This window comes from Kineosporia succinea (genome assembly GCF_030811555.1).
GTDB classification, from domain to species: Bacteria; Actinomycetota; Actinomycetes; order Actinomycetales; family Kineosporiaceae; genus Kineosporia; species Kineosporia succinea.
On the sequence record NZ_JAUSQZ010000001.1, the window covers coordinates 7,252,710 to 7,271,075 of the forward strand.

Consider the following 18,366-nt stretch of genomic DNA (forward strand, 5'->3'; position numbering starts at 1 on the left):
GACTCCCTCAGTGCGCCACGGCGGCGGCGCCGTGCTCGTCGACGAGTGCCCCGGAGACGAATCGGTCGAGGGCGAAGGGCGCGACGTACTCGTGCGGCCGGCCGTTGGCCACGGTGTCGGCCAGGCACCAGCCGATGCCCGGGGTGGCCTTGAAACCGCCCGTTCCCCAGCCGGAGTTGACGAACAGGTTGCGGTAGGGCGTGTGCCCGACGACGGGCGACGCGTCGGGCGTCACGTCGACGATGCCGCCCCAGGTGCGCAGCAGGTGGGCGCGGGCGAACACCGGGAACAGCTCGACGGCCGCGGCCATCTGGCGCTCGATGACGTGGAACGCGCCGCGCTGGCCGTACCCGTTGTACGAGTCGACGCCCGCGCCCATCACCAGCTCACCCTTGTGGGCCTGGGAGACGTAGACGTGCACGGCGTTGGACATCACGATGGTCGGGTGCACCGGCTCGAGCAGCTCGGAGACCAGCGCCTGCAGGGGGTGCGACTGCAGCGGCGCCCTGACGCCGAGCATGTCGAGCAGCGTCGAGGTGTGCCCGGCCGAGCAGAGAGCGACCGTGCCGCAGCCGATGTCACCCCTGGAGGTCCGTACCCCGGTGACCGTGTCGCCGTCGGTGATGAAGCCGGTGACCTCGCAGTCCTGGATCAGGTCGACGCCGGCCTCGTCCGCCCGGCGGGCGAAACCCCAGGCCACCCAGTCGTGCTTGGCGATACCGGCGCGGGGCTGGTAGGTGGCGCCCTGCACCGGGTACCGGATGTCGTCGGAGATGTTCACGATCGGGCAGATCTTGGCGACCTCGTCGGGCGTCAGCCACTCCGCGTCGATGCCGTTGAGCTTGTTGGCCTCGACCCGGCGCACCGAGTCGCGCACGTCCTGCTCGGTGTGGGCCAGGTTCAGCACGCCGCGCTGCGAGAACAGGATCGGGTAGCCGAGGTCTTCCTCCAGCCCCTCCCAGAGCTTGAGCGCGTGCTCGTAGATGGCCGCCGACTCGTCCCACAGGTAGTTGGACCGGATCAGCGTGGTGTTGCGGGCCATGTTGCCGCCGGCCAGCCAGCCCTTCTCGAGCACCGCGACGTTCGTGATGCCGTGGTTCCTGGCCAGGTAGTGCGCGGTGGCCAGGCCGTGGCCGCCGCCCCCGACGATGACCACGTCGTAGGTCCTCTTCGGTTCCGGGTTGCGCCAGAGGAAGTCGGCGTGCTCGGGAAGGTGCGCACCGGGCGGGGTTTCGTGGGTCACGGCTGCAGCTCCGGGGAGAGGGGGTGGCGGGCGGCGAGCCGGCGGACGCGCCGGTGGAGCTGGTCGACGTCGGCTCGCGTCCGGAGGGTCGCGGCGATGGTGTCGGCGATGGTGTCGGCGACCTCCTCGAAGTCACCGACCAGGGATCCCCGGTCCGCGAGCGCCGGGGTGCCGGCGTACGTGCCGGTGGGCGCCGCCCCCTGGGCCTGCGTGACGGCCGGCGGGGCGACGTTCTCGTCGGCGATCATCCCCAGCGTGTCGCGCTGACGGCCGGGTTCCGCCACGGCCTGCACCTCGGATCGGCCGCGCGCAGGTGCTGGTTCAGGACGTGGGGCGGGCCAGTGGACGGCACCGGTGCCTCCTCCGGCGGGAATGACTGACGTACAACTGATATATCAAACCCGGGTCAGATGCCAGGGGTTGACCCCGGCGGCTTTTCGGTGACCATGGAAAATCTCTGGCGCGGTGGACGGAACGCCGGCCCGCGAGCCGGACATGAGAACAGGTGTGAGGAACTCTGACGACGCGTTCCGGCAGCTCTACACGGCCAACTTCACCGCGATCCTGAACTTCGCGCTGCGCCGGGTGGACACGGCCGAGGACGCGGCCGACCTGGTCGCCGAGACCTTCCTGGTGGCCTGGCGGCGCCGCGACGAGATGCCTCACGACGCCCAGGCCCGGCTGTGGCTGTTCGGCGTGGCCCGGCTCCTGCTGGCCAACCACTCCCGGGGCGAGCAGCGCCGGGGTCAGCTCGGCGAGCGGCTGCGGCGCGAGTTCCGCGACGACCCCACGCTCAACGACCCGGCCGCCGACCTGGTCGAGGTCCTGGCCGTGGACGCGGCGCTGGGCGCGCTGGCCCCCACCGACCGGGAGGTGCTGGAACTGACCGTCTGGGACCAGCTCACGCCCCGCGAGATCGGTGTGCTGCTCGGGCTTCCGGCCCGGGTGGTGCGTTCCCGGCTCTTCCGGGCCCGGGCCCACCTGCGTGAGCAGATCACCCCGGCGGCCGCGCGTGACGGACGGGCCTCACCCGGACATGTACCGGACGACCGCATCCGCTCGCACCCAGGCCTGAGCAGCACGGAGGGCAAGGCATGAACCAGCCGGAGATCGACGACCTCATGCGCCGGGTGCGCCCCGTCGCCGCGCCGTCCCGCCTGCACCAGGCCGGGCAGGAGCTCCTGGAGGAGATCATGTCCAGCACCGACGACATCCCCGACGTCACGCCCATCCCGTGGCGCCGCCGCACCCCGCCGAGGGTCTGGTGGCTCGTCGGGGTGGCCGCCGCCCTCGCCCTCGTCGTCCCGCTGGCCCTGACCACGCTCGCCCGCGGGCGCGATCACGCCGCGCCCGCGTCCCCGCCGGAGCGTCCGCCCTACTCCGTCCCGGGGAACCCCTGGCTGGTCCTGGACGCCACGGGCTGGCAGCTGGAGTCGCTGTACCAGGGGTCCGAGCGGGACGGCTCGATGATCTACCGACGCGGCCAGGGGCAGGAACGCCTCACGATCTCCTGGCTGCCGGTCGCGTTGCAGCGCAGGACTCTCGAACGCCTGACCGAGGACGCGAAGCCCACGAAGACGATCGGCTACCTGGGGCACCGGGCGACGATCTACGACGGGCCGGGCACCTGGGTGACGGTGCTGCCTCTCGGTCAGGTCTCGGTCTCGCTCCGGGCCACCGGGCTGACGTCCGCCGAGGACTTCGACAACCTGCTCGGCAACCTGACCCACCTCGACGAGAAGACCTGGCCGGACCACCTGGGCGACACGGTGGTGACCCCCCGGGAGTCGGCCGCCGAGGCGGTGCGGGTCACGGCCGACATCAAGCTCCCCGCCGGCGTCGAGGCCGCTGACCTCAGGGGCGAATTTCCCCAGGACCGCTACTACTTCGGCATGGACGTGCTCAACGTGGTGGCCTGCGGCTGGCTCGAGGACTACACCCGGGCCCGGAGGGCCGGTGACGAGAGGACCATGGCCGAGGCCGATGCCGCACTGGGCGAGTACCCGCACTGGACCCTGCTGCAGGAGATGAACCGCACCGGCGACTGGGGCATGGCCATACCGGTGTACGCCACCAGGGTCGCGTCCCGGAGTGACGTCTCCGACTACCCGGACACCTTCGTCTGCGACTGAGCTCTACGGCCTCAGCTGCGCCAGCGAGCTGATGAGCCGTTCCTCGATGCCCTCGGGCCAGGGGAACGCCGCGGTGGAGGCCCGCTGGTGCGCCAGGCCGTGCAGTCCCAGCCAGAGGGCCACCACGTCGACCGACGGGTCGGCGGTCGATTCCCCCGCCTCCACACAGGCCGCCAGCGCCGTGCCCAGGATCGCGAAACTCTCGTCGCCCAGCGTCTGCATGTCCTCGCGCCTCACCGAGGTCTCCTCGCTGAGGTTCGGCACCCAGAGCCCGCCGAACATCGTGCGGTAGCGCTGCGGATGCGTCCTGGCGAAGTCCAGGTACGCGTGGCACACACCCTCGAGACGCTGCCGGGGCCCGGCGCCCGGCCGCTCCCCCGCCTCGCGCAGCACCACGTTCAGCTCGGCCAGGGCGCTGCGCACCACGGCCAGCATGATCGCGGGCTGGTCGGGGAAGTGCTTGTAGATCGAGGGAGCCGCGATCCCGGCCTGCCGCGCGATCGAGCGCAGGGTCAGCGTGCGCTCGTCACCGCTCTCGTCGAGCAGCTCGATCGCCGCCAGCACGATCTCGTCACGCAGGCGGCCACCCTCACCCCGGCGGTTACGGGTGCGCGTCCCCTTCTCCACTTTCTCCACCCGGCCACCCTACGCCACGTAACCTTTCAAGCGTTAGGCAAGGCTGGACGCACGCGAGGGTTCAGCATCACCCGGTGCAGCGGGCGCCGTCAGCAGCGCGAGCAGCTCGTGGGTGAGGGCGACCAGCGGCAGATCCAGTTCACCGCTGGTCGTGGCGCCGCCGGGCGAACGTCGTCGGGGCACGTCCTGTTCGACGGTGAACGTCTGGCTTGATCGCATCCAGCGCCACGTGTCTACTGCGAGACATGACGTACGACTTCTCCCCGTGGACCTACGTCCAGTCCGGTGACCAGGCCGAGGCGGGAGCCCGCGCGCAGCAGGAGCGGCATCAGCGCGAGCTCGGGTTCGACTTCGGCGAGCACTGTTTCGTCTCGACCCGGGCCGAGGTGCAGAACACCGAACTCGTTCTCGGCGACCGCGGTTACGTCGCGGCCGGGGCCTACCTGACCGGCCGGCTGCGGGCCGGTCGCGACGTGTCGGTGAACGCGTACGCGGTGGTGCGGGGTGAGGTGAGGCTGGGCGACGCGGTGCGCATCGGCGCGCACACCTCGATCCTGGCGTTCAACCACACGTTCGACGATCCCGAGGTCGAGGTCTTCCGCCAGCCGATGAGCACGCGCGGGGTCACGGTCGGGAACGACGTCTGGATCGGCTCGCACGTCGTGGTGCTCGACGGGGTCACGGTCGGCGACCGCGCGGTGCTGGCCGCCGGGGCCGTGGTGACGAAGGACGTCCCCGCCGGGGCGGTGGTCGGCGGCAACCCGGCCCGGCTGATCCGCTGGCGGGTGCCCCCGGCCGATCCCGCGACGGGAGCGATCGGCACCGACCTGGCCACCCGCCTGCGCACCTTCGCCGACACCGTGCGAGCCCAGGCCCCGGGCTTTCTCGAGCGCAGCTGGGACCCCGCGAGCCGTCTCTTCACCGACCGACCGGGCGCGCCCGCCACCGTCCGCGCCCAGTGCGACGCCGTCGAGATCGCCGACCTGCTGCTGAACCGGGCTCCCGACCAGCTGCCCGCCGCCGAGCAGATCAGCCGTCTGCGCGACGGGCAGGACCCGGCGACCGGCCTGGTTCCCGAGCTGACCCGGCCTCTTTCCGACCGGGGCCTGCACGATCCCACCGCCGCGTACCACGTGCTCTGCGTCGGCTACGCCCTCGACCTCCTCGGCAGCTCGTTCGCGCACCCGATCGCCGACCTGGGCCTCGTCACCCGCCTCGACGACCTGCCCTGGGCCCGGAACGCCTGGCAGGCGGGGCATCTCGTCGACGGCGCGGGCACCGCCCTGCTCTGGAACCGCAGGCTCGGGGTGACGAACCCGGGCGCGGCCGAGTCGCTGTTCGGATGGCTGTACCTGAACGCCGACCCGCGCAGCGGCCTCTGGGGCGATCCGGCTCCGGACAGCGGCCTGCTGCAGCCCGTGAACGGTTTCTACCGGGCCTCCCGCGGCACGTTCGCGCAGTTCGGCCGTCCCCTGCTGCACCCGGAGCGCGTGATCGACACCGTGCTCGAGCACGCCCGCGACGCCCGGTACTTCCGGCCCGAGCACCAGAATGCCTGCAACGTGCTGGATGTCGCACACCCGCTGTGGCTGACCCGGGCCACCGGGCACCGCGCCGACGAGGTGCACACCCTGGCCCGGCGCCTGCTCACCGACGCTCTCGGGCACTTCACCGACGGCGAGGGTTTCGGGTTCCGGGCGCCCGGGGCGAAGGGTCTGCCCGAGACGGAGCCCGGACTGCAGGGCACCGAGATGTGGCTCGCCACGATCTGGCTCCTCGCCGACATCGCCGGTGTGTCAGCAGCTCTCGGCTACCGGCCGAGAGGTGTGCACCGGCCGGAGCCCGCCGCGTGACCCGCGCCCGGGTGGTCATGGACCCCGAGCTCTGGGCCCGGCAGTCGAGCGCCGCGCACCGGGCCCGGCTGCACGAGCTGGCAGTGGTCGACTCCCCCACCTGCGTGGCCGGTTTCGAGGGCCTGGACGACGTGGAGGTCCTGATCACCGGATGGGGCACCCCGACCCTCGACGCGGCGGCGCTCGACCGGCTCCCGGCCCTGCGGGCGGTGCTCCACAGCGCGGGCACCGTGCGCAGGCTCACAACCCCGGCGGTCTGGGAACGAGGCATCCAGGTGTCCAGCGGCGCCGCGGTGAACGCCGAGCCAGTGGCGCAGTTCACTCTCGCGGCGGTCCTCATGGCGGGCAAGAAGGCCCCGTTCCTGGCCGCCCACGACGGTCTCACCTGGTCGTCGGCCGCCCGGGAGGTCTACGGCCCTCTCGGCAACGCGGCCCTGACGATCGGCATCGTGGGCCACTCACACATCGGCCGGCGGGTGCTGGAGCTCGTGCGGACGGTGCTTCCCGACGCCCGTTGCCTGGTCAGCGACCCGTTCGCCGACCCCCGGCAGCTGCGCGGCGCCGAAGCCGCGCCCCTCCCCGAGATGCTCCCGCAGCTCGACATCCTGACGATCCACGCCCCCGAACTGCCCAGCACCCGGCACCTCATCGGGGCCGGCGAGCTCGCCCGGCTGCCCGACCACAGCACGATCATCAACACAGCTCGTGGCAGCTTGATCGACACTTCCGCACTTGAGGCCGAATGCGGGTCCGGACGGCTCAACGCAATCCTCGATGTCACCGATCCGGAGCCCCTGCCCGCGCGCTCCCGGCTGAGAAACCTGCCGAATGTGATGATCACTCCGCACATAGCGGGTTCCACGGGGTCCGAGACCCTGCGGATGACCGACGCGGTGCTCGACGAACTCGCCCGATACATGGCCGGACAGCCGCTGGCGCGGCCGGTACGGCAGGAAGATCTGGTGCACAGTGCCTGAGAATCTGCGTCCGGGCCTGTGCTCGGTCACCTTTCGTTCACTACCGGCGGACGCGGTGGTCGCGCGGGCGGCGGATGCCGGCCTGCGCTGCATCGAGTGGGGCGGGGACGTGCACGTCCCACCGGGGCGGCCCGACATCGCCCGCCGGGTGCGCGCCCTGACCGAGGACGCGGGCCTGGCGGTCGCGTCGTACGGGTCGTACTTCCGGACCGGAACGGATGTGGATTCCGCTGCGCAGTTCGGCCTCGTGCTGGAATCCGCCCGGGCGCTCGGCGCGCCGAGGATCCGGATCTGGGCCGGGTCGGAGGGTTCCGCGCAGACATCCGGCCTTTCTGATCTCGTCAGAATGACGCGTAAAGCTCTGCTCGAGGCGGATAGGCGGACCGCGGATGAGGGAATTGATCTGGCGTTCGAATTTCACGGCGGTACGTTCACTGACACCGCAGAGTCGGCTTTACGACTGATCGCTTCCGTGGACCAACCGCGTATTGGTTCGTACTGGCAACCACCTAACGGAATGCCCGACGCCGGGGCCCTCGAAGGATTGCGCCTTCTTCTGCCCGTGCTGCGCGGAGTTCACGTGTTCTCGTGGTGGCCGGACACCGAGCGCCTGCCTCTGACGGCCCGCGCGGACCTGTGGCGAGCGGCGATCTCCGAGCTCACCGACCACGGGCAGGACCTGGATCTGCTGCTGGAGTTCGTGCCGGACGACGACCCGGACGTCTTGCGCCGCGAGGCCGCCACGCTGCGCTCCTGGATCACCGAGGCGCGGCGCGACCGTGAGGCCCGGCACGAGCCCGAGGCCGGGGCCAGGCACGAGGGCGGGGCCGGCCAGGAGCGTGAGGCCCGGTAAGCACCCAGGTCAGACCAACCAGGCCGGACCGAGCAGGTCAGGCCGGGTCGGCCACCAGGTGGTCACGGATGGCCCGCAGACGGGCGAGACGGGAGCCCGGGTCGTCGGAACGGGACACGTCGACACCGGTGTGGGGCCTGACCACGGCGCTGGGCTCCCAGCGAAGGTCGGACGAGTCGGCCGGCCGGCCCTTCGCCGCGAGAGCGCGGCGAGCGAGACGTCGGACGGACGGACGCGAGCTGATCTCCATCCGGTAACGATCTCGTCCCGGCGGGAAGGATTCAAGGGGCTGGGCCCGATTTGATCTTGCCTTACGTGTGCCATCACTGCTCGAAAGGGTCATTCGGGGACAAACGAAGCAAGCTCCGCCCACACCACAGCTGTGATGTGAACGGAGCTTGCCCGAAGACGATGTGTCAGGAGCCGAGCCGCACGGCCTCAGCCTGCGGACCCTTCTGACCCTGGGTCACCTCGAACTCCACGCGCTGACCCTCGTCCAGCGCCCGGTAGCCGTCCATCTGGATGGCGGACCAGTGGACGAAGACGTCAGCACCGCCCCCGTCAACCGAGATGAAGCCGAAACCCTTTTCGGCGTTGAACCACTTGACCGTACCCTGTGCCATGTTTCTCCAAAAACCATGGTGTCCACTTGGCCTTGTGCCCTGCGGACGCAGAGCAAGCATAAGCCCTCACCGGCCTGCAAGTGCCATAGGCCGTGCGACCGAATGTTGTGGATCACCTCTGAACAAGTTCTGAGCGGCCGTATCCGACCCGTTCCGTCCACCGAAGCAGCCGGAATGAGCAAGATGCGACTCATGCCCCAGGGGCAACTTGTCGAACCCTCCGGAACATCCGTCAGCCTATCCCGCGCCGACCCAAAGCGCGAACAAGATTCGGTTACGGAATGCCGGACCCCCGGACCCCGGCGAGCGGGAGGACCGCGAATCCGCGCCCGTCCGGTCGGGTCCGGCCCACCGTCAGGGCCCGCTTCCACGGAACCGGCCGACCCGCGCAGAGATTCGGTATCCCCCTCCCCCACAGTCGTTTTCCGGAAGTTCCAGCGGTTCAATCGGTTTCGTGGCGAACCCGAAACCTTCGCCGAACAGCCGAAAAGGGGTGACGCCGGACATCGGCGCCACCCCTTCCCGGTCGTGCTGGCGGGCTACGCGTCCGCCGGAACCTCCGGAGCGGCCTTGGCCGCCTTCCGGGCCGCCCGCCGCTCCTGACGCCCCTCGACGAGGGTGTAGAGGCTCGGCACCAGCACCAGTGTGAGCAGCGTCGCGGTGATCAGGCCACCGATCACCACCACGGCCAGGGGCTGCGAGATGAAACCGCCGTGGCCGGTGATCCCGAGCGCCATCGGCAGCAGCGCGAAGATCGTGGCCAGGGCCGTCATGAGAATCGGCCGCAGCCGGTGCCTTCCGCCCTCGACCACGGCCTCGGTCAGCGGCATCCCGTCGCGCCGGTACTGGTTCACCAGATCGATGAGCACGATCGCGTTGGTGACCACGATGCCGACCAGCATGAGCATGCCGATCAGCGCCGCGACGCCCAGCGGGGTCCCGGTGACCACGAGCAGCAGGATCGCACCGGTCGCGGCGAACGGGATGGAGACCAGCAGCACCAGCGGCTGCACCAGGCTGCGGAAGGTCGCCACCATCACCACGAACACGATGACGATCGCGGCCAGCAGCGCCAGGCCGAGCTGCCCGAAGGCCTCGTCCTGCTCGGCCGTGGCCCCACCCAGCGTGTAGCTCGCGCCGGCGGGCAGCGTGAGCGCGTCGAGCTTCTTCGTCACCGCACCGCTCGCCGCCCCGAGATTGTCCGGGTCGGTGGGGGTTCCGCTCACCGTGGCACTGCGGGCGCCGTCGATGCGGGTGACCGAGACCGGCCCGTCCACCGTCTTGACGTCCGCGATCTGCGACAGCTTCTGCACCCCGCCGGCCGTGGGGATCGCCAGCGCCTTCACCGCGTCCACCGTGGCGGGGGCCTGCGCGCCGCTGCTGATGACGATGCCCTGACGGCTGCCGTCGACGGTCAGCTCACCGGCGCTGGTGCCCCGGAAGGCGTTGGCCACCAGGGCGCCGACCGCCTGCTCGGAGAGACCGAGACGCGCTGCGGCGGCGGGCTTCACGTCGATCTCGACGCGCGGCACCTGCTCGGACAGGTCGCTGGTGACGTCCTTGAGGTCCTCGACCTCGGCCACTGCGTCCTGCACCTGCTGGGTGGCCTGCGCCAGCACCTCGGCGTCCCCGGCCTGCACCTGCACCTCGACGTCGGTGGCGCCGAAACCGGCCTGCGCGCCACCGACCACGACCTCGCCGGCGTCACTCAGCTCGCCCAGCTCGGTCTCGATCCGGCTCTGCACCGCCTCGACGTCGGCGTCCTCGTCCACCGTCAGCGAGAAGGTGGCGCTGTTGGCCGCGCCGCCCAGACCGGGAATCGCGCCGCCGCCGACGGTCACCTGGTACGACTCCAGGTCGTCCTCCTGCGCGAGCACCGCCTCGACCTTCTGCGCGGCCTCGTCGGTGGCCTGCAGGCTGGTGCCGACCGGCAGGGTCTGCGTGACGTTGACCGTGTTCTGGCCGGAGGAGTCGATGAAGTTGGTCTTCAGCAGCGGCACCATGGCGAGGGTGGCGATGAGGATGACGACCGACAGGGCCACGGTGGTCCAGCGCCGCCGCACCGCGAAGTGGATCACGGGGACGTAGGTGCGCTGCAGGAAGCTGCGGCGCTCCTTCTCCTCGGCCGCCGCGCGGATCTGCGCCGCCTGCTCCTGTTCCTGCGCACTCGGCTGCCTGAGGAACCAGAAGGCCAGCACCGGCACGATCGTCAGCGACACCAGCAGCGAGGCCAGCAGCGCCACCGTGACGGTCACGCCGAACGGCCGGAACAGCTCCCCGATGATGCCGCCGACCAGGGTCAGCGGCAGGAACACGGCGACGGTGGTGATGGTGGACGCGGTGATGGCACCGGACACCTCACGCACCCCGTCGAAGATGGCGTGCAGCTTCTCCTCGCCGTAGCCGAGGTGGCGTTTGATGTTCTCCAGCACCACGATCGAGTCGTCGACCACCCGGCCGACCGCGATGGTGAGACCGCCCAGCGAGAGCACGTTGAGCGAGATCCCGTCGACCCACATGGCGATCAGCGCGATGAGCACCGACAGCGGGATGGAGACGGCGGTGACGAGCGTGGAGCGCACCGAGGCGAGGAACACCAGGATCACGATCACGGCCATGACCAGGCCGAGCAGCCCCTCGACGGCGAGCGACTCGATCGACTGCTCGATGAACGGGGCCTGGTCGAAAACCGTGACCAGGGCGGAACCCTGGCCCAGAGCGGCCTCCCACTCGCCCACCCGGTCGGCGATCGCGTGCGAGATCTCCACGGCGTTGCCGTCCGGCGTCATCGTCACCGAGATGCCCAGGCTGTCCTGGCCGTCGGTGCGGGTGAGGGACGTGGCCGGCACGGTCACCGACTCGACGGTCGCCAGCGAGCCCAGCGGCTCGTCGCCCACGTAGACGTCGCGCAGCTCGTCGAGCGTGGTGACGGCCCCACCGGCCTGCACGGTCAGCGACCGCGTGCCGTCGGTGACGGAACCGGCCGGGATGGCGGTACCGGCGCTCTGCAGCGCGTTCTGGATCGCCTCGATGTCGGCCCCGGCCTTCGGGGTGACCACGATCTGCTTCTCCGGGGCCCCGGTCAGCTGGGCCGCGCGCACACCGTCGATCTCCGAGATCGCCGGCAGCACCTGCTCCTCGAGCCGGGTGGCCAGGGCGCTGGTGTCCTCGCCCCCGCTGGCCGAGAGCAGGACAGCGGGCAGGATGTCGTCGGTGCTGCCGGCGAGCACCTGCGGGTCGGCGCCCTCCGGCAGCTGGGAGCTGATCCGGCTGATCGCCGTCTGCATCCGGTTGCTGGCCTGGTCGATGTCGGTGCCGTACTCCAGCTCCACCTGCACGGTGGCGAAACCCTCGCTGGCGGTGGACACCACGCCGGTCACGCCCTGGACGCCGCGCACGGCCTCCTCGAGCGGTTCGGCGAGCTGGGTCTCCACCACGTCGGGTGCCGCACCGGTGTAGGTGGCGGTGACGAACGCGGCGGGCAGCTGCAGGGAGGGCAGCAGCTGCTGTTTGAGGGACGGCACGGCCAGAAGGCCGAACCCGGTGATCGCTATCGACACCAGCAGGACCAACGCGCGGTTGGCCAGACTGAGCCGGGTCAGGACGGACATGCCTGCTCTCTCTGTGGTTGTGGTTTACGCCGAAGGGTCTTCGGGATCCGGAAGGCCGGCCGCGAGCAGGTCGAAGGCCTGGGCCAGGTGGTCGCCGAGCGCACCGGGGCGCCCGGCCTTGTGCCACTTGAGCACGGTGGCGTGGAAGACGGTGGCGCCGGTGATGGCGAACAGGCCCGGGAACGCGTGGTCGGGGGCCACCCCGACGCGCTCGGCGACGGCCTCGGTGAGCTCGCGGATGGCCGACTCGCTGCTGGCCATCATCCGCGGGAACAGCGACGGGGTGCGCTCGAGCACGGTCATGCGCAGCGTCAGCGTCTCGGGATGATCCTCAATCTCCTGGATCTCGGCCCGCAACGCCGCCCGCAGGGCTTCCAGCGTGCTCAGGCCGGCCGGGAGCGTGCGCAGCTGGTGGCAGACGCGGGCGATGCTGTCGCTCGAGTCGTCCACCACCGCGTCCTCTTTCGAGGCGAAGTAGTTGAAGAAGGTGCGCTCGGAGACGCCGGCGACCTCGGCGATGGCCTCGACGGTGACGTGGTCGAGGCCGTGCTCGGCGACCAGCTGGAGGGCGGCGTCGGCCAGGGCCCGGCGGGTGGCGCGCTTGCGGCGCTCACGCAGGCCGAGCCGGGGTTCACCGGCTGCGGGCGCGCCCGGCCGTGCGGGCCCGTCGGTCGTCACGGACCACGACCCTAGGAGCTAACTTGCAGGCTCTGCAACTTTGCAGAGCCTGCAAGTTGCGGTCAGTCGCCGGGCTGGGCCGCCTCCAGGGACTCCTCGTCGATCTCGGCGTCCTCCGGCGAGGGCTCGGCCTCCGGTTCGGCCAGCTGCTCGCGCAGGTAGCCCCAGAGCACCGCGATCACCCCGGCCACCGGCACGGCGAGCAGGCTCCCGACGATGCCGGCCAGGCTGCCGCCCAGGGTCACGGCCAGCAGCACGACGGCCGCGTGCAGTCCCAGGCCCTTGCTCTGGATCATCGGCTGGAAGACGTTCCCCTCGAGCTGCTGCACCGCCAGGATGATGGCGAGCACGATCAGGGCGGCGGTGAAACCGTTGAACACCAGCGCGATCAGCACCGCGACGAAGCCCGCGAAGAGCGCACCCACGATCGGCACGAACGCCGCCAGGAACGTCAGCACGGCCAGGGGCAGCACCAGCGGCACCCCGACCAGCCACAGGCCGATCCCGATGAACACGGCGTCGAGCGCGCCGACGAAGGCCTGCGAGCGCACGAACGAGCCGAGCATGGCCCAGCTGCGGCCGGCGACGACGGGCACGTCCTCGGACAGGCGGCCGGGCAGCTGCTGACGCAGCCAGGGCAGGAAGCGGTGGCCGTCCTTGAGGAAGAAGAACATCAGGAACACCGCGAGCACGGCGTTGACGACGCCGTTGACCACGGTGCTGACGCCGGACAGGCCGATGTTGATGATGTCGCTGACGCGTTCCTGGAGCTGGGCGACGCCGGAGTCGAGGGCGGCGGTGAGCTGGTCGTCCCCGATGTTCAGCGGCGGCCCGGCGGCCCACTCGCGCAGCTGGGCGATCCCCTGCTCGACGCCGGTGACCAGCTCGGACGACTGGGAGGCGACCGGCACGACGATCAGCACCAGGGCGCCGATCACGACCAGCAGCGAGAGCACGGTGACCGTGGCCGCGGCCAGGGCGGGCTTGAATCCGTGGTTGCGCAGCCACCGGCTCGGCGGCTCGGTCAGCGTGGTGAGCAGCAGCGCGATGACCAGGGGCCAGACCACCGACCAGGCGATGCCGAGCAGGCGCAGGCCGACCCAGATCGCCAGCAGCACGGCGAGGATCTGGACGCTGGTGAGGGCGGCGGTCGCGAGTGCGGACCGGGTCTTCGTGGAGCTCATCGTCCTTGGGATCACGCCGGATGATCCCGTGGTCAGGAGGCGCGCGCATCCTCGAGGGGCGGTGTGTCGGTTTTTTCCGGCTCCCCGACCCTGATCAGGCCACATTCGTAGGCCAGGATCACGAGCTGGGCGCGGTCGCGGCAGCCCGACTTCATCATGGCCCGGTTCACGTGGGTCTTGGCCGTGGCGTAGCTGATGTGCAGCCGGCGGCCGATCTCGTCGTTGGACAGGCCGCGGGCGACGAGGAGGGTGACCTCGCGCTCGCGGGCGGTGAGGGAGAACAGGGCCTGGTGGCGGATGTGCATGGTGGCGCCTTCGGTCCAGGTGCGGCCGGTGCGTCCGCCGATGACGGACGCACCGGCCGCACGAGGGTGATCAGTGCACTTCCGCCGGGGAGGCGGCCGGGGCCTGCTCGGGCGCGGCCGCTTCGGGGGCGGCGGCGGGCGCGGGCGGGATCAGCGCCGCGACCACGGCCGAGAGCAGGGCGACGACGCCGCCGATGCCCAGGGCGACCCGGAAGCCGTTCTCCGAGGCCAGTTCCACCGGGCCGAAGCTGGTGGTCATCTGGGCCAGCACGACACCGATGACGGCCGAGCCGATGGTGGTGCCGAGCGAGCGCATCAGCGTGTTGAAGCCGTTGGCGGCCGCGGTCTCGGACTGCGGCACGGCCCGCATGATGAGCGCGGGCATCGAGCCGTAGGCGAACGCGACGCCGGTGCTGATGATGAGGCCGGCGACCATCAGGCCGAAGGCCGAGCCCATGAGGAACTGGGCGACGCCGTAGCCGGCGGCCAGGATCACGGCGCCGAGCACGAGAGCGGTCTTGGGGCCGCGGGAGTCGATGAGCTTCCCGCCGAGCGGCGAGACGACCATCATGACGATGCCGGCCGGGGCCATCCACAGGCCGGCGGCGAGCATGGACTGGCCGAGGCCGTAGCCGGTCTGGGCCGGGAACTGCAGCAGCTGCGGGAAGACGAGCATCTGCGCGTACATGCCGATGCCGATGAAGATCGAGGCGATGTTGGTCATCAGCACCCGGGGGCGGGCGGTGGTGCGCAGGTCGACCAGCGGCTCGGTGGTGCGGGTCTCGTAGAAGCCCCACGACAGCAGCACCACCACGGCGCCGACGAGCAGGCCGAGGGTGCTGCCCGAGGTCCAGCCCCAGTCGGCGCCCTTGGAGATGCCGAGCAGCAGGCAGACCAGGCCGACGGCGAGGCCGATGGCCCCGGCGAAGTCGAAGCGCTGCCCCTTGGCCCCGGGCGGGGTGGCGGGGATGAAGGTGTAGACGAGCACCAGGATGATGGTGGCCAGCACGGCCGAGCCCCAGAACAGCACGCGCCAGTTGGAGTACTGCGCCACGGCCGAGGCGATCGGCAGGCCGAGGCCACCGCCGATGCCCATGGAGGCGCTGACCAGGGCGATGGAGCCGCTGAGCTTGGCCGGCGGGACGACGTCGCGCAGCAGCGCGATGCCGAGCGGGATCATGCCCATGCCCATGCCCTGCAGGCCGCGCCCGACGATCATCGGGATCAGCGATCCGGCCAGGGCGCAGACGACCGACCCGGCGATCAGGGGCACGCAGCAGGCGAGCAGCATGAGGCGCTTGCCGACCAGGTCACCCAGGCGCCCGGCGATCGGCACGCAGACGCCGGCGACGAGCAGCGTGACGGTGATGACCCACGCGGCGTTGGAGGAGGAGGTGTTCAGGATCCGCGGCAGCTCGGCGATGAGCGGCGTGACGAGGGTCTGCATGATCGCGGCGGTGGTGCCGGCGAAGGCCAGCGTGGCCACCACGGCACCGGTGCGTGCAGGGGGTTGAGGGGTGCTCAAGCCGAGCTCCTTGGGAGTGACGGTTAACGAAGGCACATCGTGCCCCCAATATGTATAGCGCACATCATGTGTATCTTGCACAATGTTTCGACGGCGGAAGTACGCGAGACTTGAGGACGCGGGTCGCCCGGCCCGCTCGAGGAGGAACACGTGAGGCGCACGGCGGCGGTCGAGTACGAGCAGATGCTCCTGGCCCGGCACTCCCTGTCGTCCATCAAGCGGGCGCACCACCTCGACCGCAGCGCCTACATCCTGCTGAGCCTGATGCAGGCCCAGGGCCCGATGTCGATCAGCGAGCTGAGTGACGTGCTGGGTCTCGACGCGTCCACCCTCAACCGGCAGACGTCGTCGGCCAAGCGCGCGGGACTGCTCGACCGCATCCCCGACCCGGACGGCGGCATCGCCCGCAAGTTCGCGGTGACCCCCGAGGGGGCGGAGCAGCTGAACACCCAGCGCGACGAGATCCGGGCCGGCCTCGACAAGGTGATGCACGCCTGGTCGGACGACGAGATCGCCGCGTTCGCGGGTTTCCTGCGGCGCTTCAACGGCGACATCGAGGCCCTGGCCGGCCGGGTCTGGCCCCGGCCGCAAGATCGGTGACTTAATGGCGCGATGAGCGTCGTCACGGAAGACCACGTCGTTCCCGGACCTCACGGTGCCGTACCGGTGCGGTTCCACCGGCCGTCCGAGCCCACGGACGCCGCGCTCGTGTGGGCGCACGGCGGCGCCTGGGTGGGTGGGGACCTCGAGATGCCCGAGAGCGACTGGGTCGCCCGGCAACTCGCCTGCCGCGGGGTCACGGTGCTGACCGTCGACTACCGGCTCGCACCGCTGCCGGACTGGATGGCGAACGGGCTCGCGAGCAACCTGGCCCCGCGCCCGGCGCAGAACCACCCCTACCCGGTCGCCTCGCAGGAGCTGACCGCCGTCTTCCGGTGGGCCACCCGGGCCGAGCCCGGACTGCGGTGGACGCTCGGCGGGGCCAGCGCCGGGGGCAACCTGGCCGCCGGGGCCGCCCTGCGGCTGCGTGACGAAGGCGACCAGGCCGACCCGGGCGAGGCCGACCCGGGCGACGAGGGCGCGGTTCAGCCCGTCTCCCTGCTCCTGGTCTACCCGGTCGCGCACGCCGAACTGCCCCCGCTGACCCCCGAGCTGGAGGACAGGGCCCGGCAGCACCCGGAGCTGGACGAGTTCCGCCCCGAGGCGGTGACCGCGATGAACCTCAACTACGTCCGCGACGCCGAGCGGCTCGCGGACGCCTACGCCTTCCCGGGCGGTCACGACCTGAGCGCACTGCCGCCCACATTCGTCCTCACGTCCGACCTGGACCTGCTGCGCGCCTCGGGGCAGGCGTTCGGCGCGGAGCTGGCCGCGGCGGGCGTGGATGTTCTCGTGGTGCGTGAGAACGGTGCCCGCCACGGCCATCTCAACGTTCCCGACGACCCGGCGGCGGCCCGGAGCATCGAGCGGATCGCGAACTGGCTGCTCTCTCCCCTACACCGGCCCCGCTGAAGCCGCCCGCTCCATCTCGCGCAGCGGTGACTGCGGCTGGGCCCGGTTCAGCAGCACCCGGTCGGTCAGCCGGCGGGCCGGCGCGGTCGCGCTCAGACGGTGGGCCAGGCTGAGCACCCGCAGCCCGGTCTTCGTCCGCGGGAAGAACAGCCGCGGCACGCCCGGCGGGAAGTCCTGGGCCTTCTCCGCGTACGGGCGCATCAGGCGCTCGTAGGCGGCGAACGCCTCCGGCAGCGGCCGCTCGCGCAACTGCTCCCCCAGGACGTAGGCGCCCACCAGGCCCAGGGTCGTCCCCAGGCCCGAGGGCCCCGAGGCCCAGGCCGCGTCGCCGACCAGGGCGACGCGTCCCCTCGTCCACGACGGAAGACGCACCTGCTCGAAGCGCTCCAGATAGAACTCCTCCGGACGGGCGGCGAAGCCGTCGAGAACCCGCTGCGCCTGCGGCACGTCCGCGTAACGCGCTCGCAGCGCGTGCATCTGGGCGTCGAACCCGAGCGAGTCCAGCCCCAGGGGCGGCGCCAGGAAGGCCAGCGTGGCGCGCATCGTACCCTTGGCGTCGGGACGCACGCTCACCATCCGGCTGCCCGTCGCCGTGAGCCACTCCCACCAGTCGTCGTCGGGCGGGAGCCGGTCGATCGTGCCGTAGGCGACGTACTCCCCCAGGTCGCGGTAACCCACCTCGTCGCCGAACAGCAGGCCGCGGGTCTTCGAGCGGCGCCCCTCCGCGACCACCAGCAGGTCGTAGCGCTCCTGCTTCCCCGAGGCCAGGGTGACGTCGACGCCGGACGCGTCCTGCGCCAGCGCCGTGACGTGATCGCCGTAGCGGTGCGGGATCTCGTCGCGGGTCAGGCCGAGCAGCAGCTCGGCGAGGTCGCCACGCAGGATCTCGAGCTCGGCCGTCGGGCCGTCGCGGCCCTCCTCGACCGGGAACCGCGCGTCCACGCGTCCCTCATGATTCACGAACCGGGTACCCAGCTCACCGGTGCGGGCCGCGAGAACGGCGTCGCGCAGGCCCATCCGGTCGATCACGGTGCGCCCGTCCTCGCGGATGTCGACGTTCTGACCCGCCGTACGCGCTCGCGGCGCCCGCTCCAGCAGAACCGGTTGCAGCCCGGCCTGTTTCAGGGCCCAGGCGGTGGCCGGACCGGCGATGCTGCCCCCGGTGACCAGGACGGACCTCATGGCATTACCTCCCGAGAAGAAGACTTCACCATGAAGTTACCTCACTCGTGAA

Annotated in this window: 18 protein-coding genes and 1 pseudogene; 7 read left to right on the top strand and 12 right to left on the bottom strand. The window is 71.1% G+C overall.

The features are described from left to right. Positions 1–7: 7 nt before the first annotated feature. Both J2S57_RS31975 and J2S57_RS31980 read right to left on the bottom strand, forming a co-directional pair. Positions 8–1,243: a sarcosine oxidase subunit beta family protein gene (locus J2S57_RS31975; protein WP_307249726.1), complete on the bottom strand. Its 1,236-nt coding sequence runs from the start codon at positions 1,241–1,243 to the stop codon at positions 8–10. Continuing rightward, the gene (locus J2S57_RS31980) at positions 1,240–1,527 is read right to left on the bottom strand and encodes a hypothetical protein (protein ID WP_307249727.1); all 288 of its coding nucleotides are present in this window, start codon (positions 1,525–1,527) and stop codon (positions 1,240–1,242) included. Before J2S57_RS31980 ends, J2S57_RS31975 begins: the two co-directional genes overlap by 4 nt. A gap of 223 nt (positions 1,528–1,750) precedes the next feature. On the opposite strand from J2S57_RS31980, the gene J2S57_RS31985 reads away from it, so the two are divergent. Both J2S57_RS31985 and J2S57_RS31990 read left to right on the top strand, forming a co-directional pair. Continuing rightward, positions 1,751–2,341: an RNA polymerase sigma factor gene (locus J2S57_RS31985; protein ID WP_307249728.1), complete on the top strand. Its 591-nt coding sequence runs from the start codon at positions 1,751–1,753 to the stop codon at positions 2,339–2,341. Then, positions 2,338–3,375, top strand: a complete 1,038-nt coding sequence (locus J2S57_RS31990) for a hypothetical protein (protein ID WP_307249729.1) — start codon at positions 2,338–2,340, stop codon at positions 3,373–3,375. The genes J2S57_RS31985 and J2S57_RS31990 overlap by 4 nt, the downstream gene beginning before the upstream one ends. Positions 3,376–3,378: 3 nt before the next feature. On the opposite strand, the gene J2S57_RS31995 is transcribed toward J2S57_RS31990, so the two are convergent. Then, the gene (locus J2S57_RS31995; RefSeq protein ID WP_307249730.1) at positions 3,379–4,011 is read right to left on the bottom strand and encodes a TetR/AcrR family transcriptional regulator; all 633 of its coding nucleotides are present in this window, start codon (positions 4,009–4,011) and stop codon (positions 3,379–3,381) included. A gap of 33 nt (positions 4,012–4,044) precedes the next feature. Further along, the gene (locus J2S57_RS32000; RefSeq protein WP_307249731.1) at positions 4,045–4,230 is read right to left on the bottom strand and encodes a hypothetical protein; all 186 of its coding nucleotides are present in this window, start codon (positions 4,228–4,230) and stop codon (positions 4,045–4,047) included. Positions 4,231–4,256: 26 nt separating this feature from the next. Between J2S57_RS32000 and J2S57_RS32005 the strand changes: the two genes are divergently transcribed. From J2S57_RS32005 to J2S57_RS32015, 3 genes are read left to right on the top strand one after another with little or no spacing between them, the layout of a single operon-like run. Further along, the gene (locus J2S57_RS32005; RefSeq protein ID WP_307249732.1) at positions 4,257–5,864 is read left to right on the top strand and encodes an acyltransferase; all 1,608 of its coding nucleotides are present in this window, start codon (positions 4,257–4,259) and stop codon (positions 5,862–5,864) included. Then, the gene (locus J2S57_RS32010) at positions 5,861–6,841 is read left to right on the top strand and encodes a hydroxyacid dehydrogenase (RefSeq protein WP_307249733.1); all 981 of its coding nucleotides are present in this window, start codon (positions 5,861–5,863) and stop codon (positions 6,839–6,841) included. Before J2S57_RS32005 ends, J2S57_RS32010 begins: the two co-directional genes overlap by 4 nt. A gap of 55 nt (positions 6,842–6,896) precedes the next feature. Further along, entirely contained in the window at positions 6,897–7,694 is a 798-nt protein-coding gene (locus J2S57_RS32015; RefSeq protein WP_307251150.1) for a sugar phosphate isomerase/epimerase family protein, read from the top strand. Positions 7,695–7,731: 37 nt separating this feature from the next. Here J2S57_RS32015 and J2S57_RS32020 read toward each other — a convergent pair whose 3' ends face one another. The 7 genes and pseudogenes from J2S57_RS32020 to J2S57_RS32050 all read right to left on the bottom strand — a co-directional run bounded on the left by J2S57_RS32020 (position 7,732) and on the right by J2S57_RS32050 (position 15,620). Further along, positions 7,732–7,944 (bottom strand): hypothetical protein, encoded by a 213-nt coding sequence (locus tag J2S57_RS32020; RefSeq protein ID WP_307249734.1) that lies wholly within the window; start codon positions 7,942–7,944, stop codon positions 7,732–7,734. Between the two features lie 166 nt (positions 7,945–8,110). Further along, positions 8,111–8,317 (bottom strand): cold-shock protein, encoded by a 207-nt coding sequence (locus tag J2S57_RS32025; RefSeq protein ID WP_307249735.1) that lies wholly within the window; start codon positions 8,315–8,317, stop codon positions 8,111–8,113. Between the two features lie 539 nt (positions 8,318–8,856). After that, positions 8,857–11,928 carry an efflux RND transporter permease subunit gene (locus J2S57_RS32030; protein ID WP_307249736.1) on the bottom strand — a complete coding sequence of 1,024 codons (3,072 nt, stop codon included), beginning with the start codon at positions 11,926–11,928 and terminating at the stop codon, positions 8,857–8,859. A gap of 24 nt (positions 11,929–11,952) precedes the next feature. Next, positions 11,953–12,606 carry a TetR/AcrR family transcriptional regulator gene (locus tag J2S57_RS32035; protein ID WP_307249737.1) on the bottom strand — a complete coding sequence of 218 codons (654 nt, stop codon included), beginning with the start codon at positions 12,604–12,606 and terminating at the stop codon, positions 11,953–11,955. 62 nt (positions 12,607–12,668) lie between these two features. Beyond that, positions 12,669–13,790, bottom strand: a complete 1,122-nt coding sequence (locus tag J2S57_RS32040; protein WP_307249738.1) for an AI-2E family transporter — start codon at positions 13,788–13,790, stop codon at positions 12,669–12,671. A gap of 32 nt (positions 13,791–13,822) precedes the next feature. After that, positions 13,823–14,077, bottom strand: a pseudogene (locus J2S57_RS32045) (response regulator transcription factor); the annotation flags it as partial. Between the two features lie 88 nt (positions 14,078–14,165). Next, a complete protein-coding gene (locus tag J2S57_RS32050) occupies positions 14,166–15,620 on the bottom strand; it encodes an MFS transporter (protein WP_307249740.1) in 1,455 nt (484 codons plus the stop codon). Between the two features lie 183 nt (positions 15,621–15,803). On the opposite strand from J2S57_RS32050, the gene J2S57_RS32055 reads away from it, so the two are divergent. Next, positions 15,804–16,220 (top strand): MarR family winged helix-turn-helix transcriptional regulator, encoded by a 417-nt coding sequence (locus J2S57_RS32055; protein ID WP_370882729.1) that lies wholly within the window; start codon positions 15,804–15,806, stop codon positions 16,218–16,220. A 12-nt stretch (positions 16,221–16,232) separates the two neighbouring features. Then, on the top strand, positions 16,233–17,132 hold the full coding sequence (locus J2S57_RS32060; RefSeq protein ID WP_307249742.1) for an alpha/beta hydrolase: 900 nt from the start codon (positions 16,233–16,235) through the stop codon (positions 17,130–17,132). On the opposite strand, the gene J2S57_RS32065 is transcribed toward J2S57_RS32060, so the two are convergent. Next, on the bottom strand, positions 17,115–18,314 hold the full coding sequence (locus tag J2S57_RS32065) for an FAD-dependent monooxygenase (RefSeq protein WP_307249743.1): 1,200 nt from the start codon (positions 18,312–18,314) through the stop codon (positions 17,115–17,117). The two genes, J2S57_RS32060 and J2S57_RS32065, sit on opposite strands and share 18 nt — an antisense overlap. Positions 18,315–18,366 lie beyond the last annotated feature (52 nt).

Bases quoted from the DNA above. Each gene is read 5' to 3' on its own strand.
- J2S57_RS32020 (WP_307249734.1), bottom strand. From the start codon at position 7,944: ATGGAGATCAGCTCGCGTCCGTCCGTCCGACGTCTCGCTCGCCGCGCT.
- J2S57_RS31990 (WP_307249729.1), top strand. From the start codon at position 2,338: ATGAACCAGCCGGAGATCGACGACCTCATGCGCCGGGTGCGCCCCGTC.
- J2S57_RS32065 (WP_307249743.1), bottom strand. From the start codon at position 18,314: ATGAGGTCCGTCCTGGTCACCGGGGGCAGCATCGCCGGTCCGGCCACC.
- J2S57_RS32055 (WP_370882729.1), top strand. From the start codon at position 15,804: ATGCTCCTGGCCCGGCACTCCCTGTCGTCCATCAAGCGGGCGCACCAC.
- J2S57_RS32005 (WP_307249732.1), top strand. From the start codon at position 4,257: ATGACGTACGACTTCTCCCCGTGGACCTACGTCCAGTCCGGTGACCAG.
- J2S57_RS32025 (WP_307249735.1), bottom strand. From the start codon at position 8,317: ATGGCACAGGGTACGGTCAAGTGGTTCAACGCCGAAAAGGGTTTCGGC.
- J2S57_RS32000 (WP_307249731.1), bottom strand. From the start codon at position 4,230: ATGCGATCAAGCCAGACGTTCACCGTCGAACAGGACGTGCCCCGACGA.
- J2S57_RS32040 (WP_307249738.1), bottom strand. From the start codon at position 13,790: ATGAGCTCCACGAAGACCCGGTCCGCACTCGCGACCGCCGCCCTCACC.
- J2S57_RS32030 (WP_307249736.1), bottom strand. From the start codon at position 11,928: ATGTCCGTCCTGACCCGGCTCAGTCTGGCCAACCGCGCGTTGGTCCTG.
- J2S57_RS32060 (WP_307249742.1), top strand. From the start codon at position 16,233: ATGAGCGTCGTCACGGAAGACCACGTCGTTCCCGGACCTCACGGTGCC.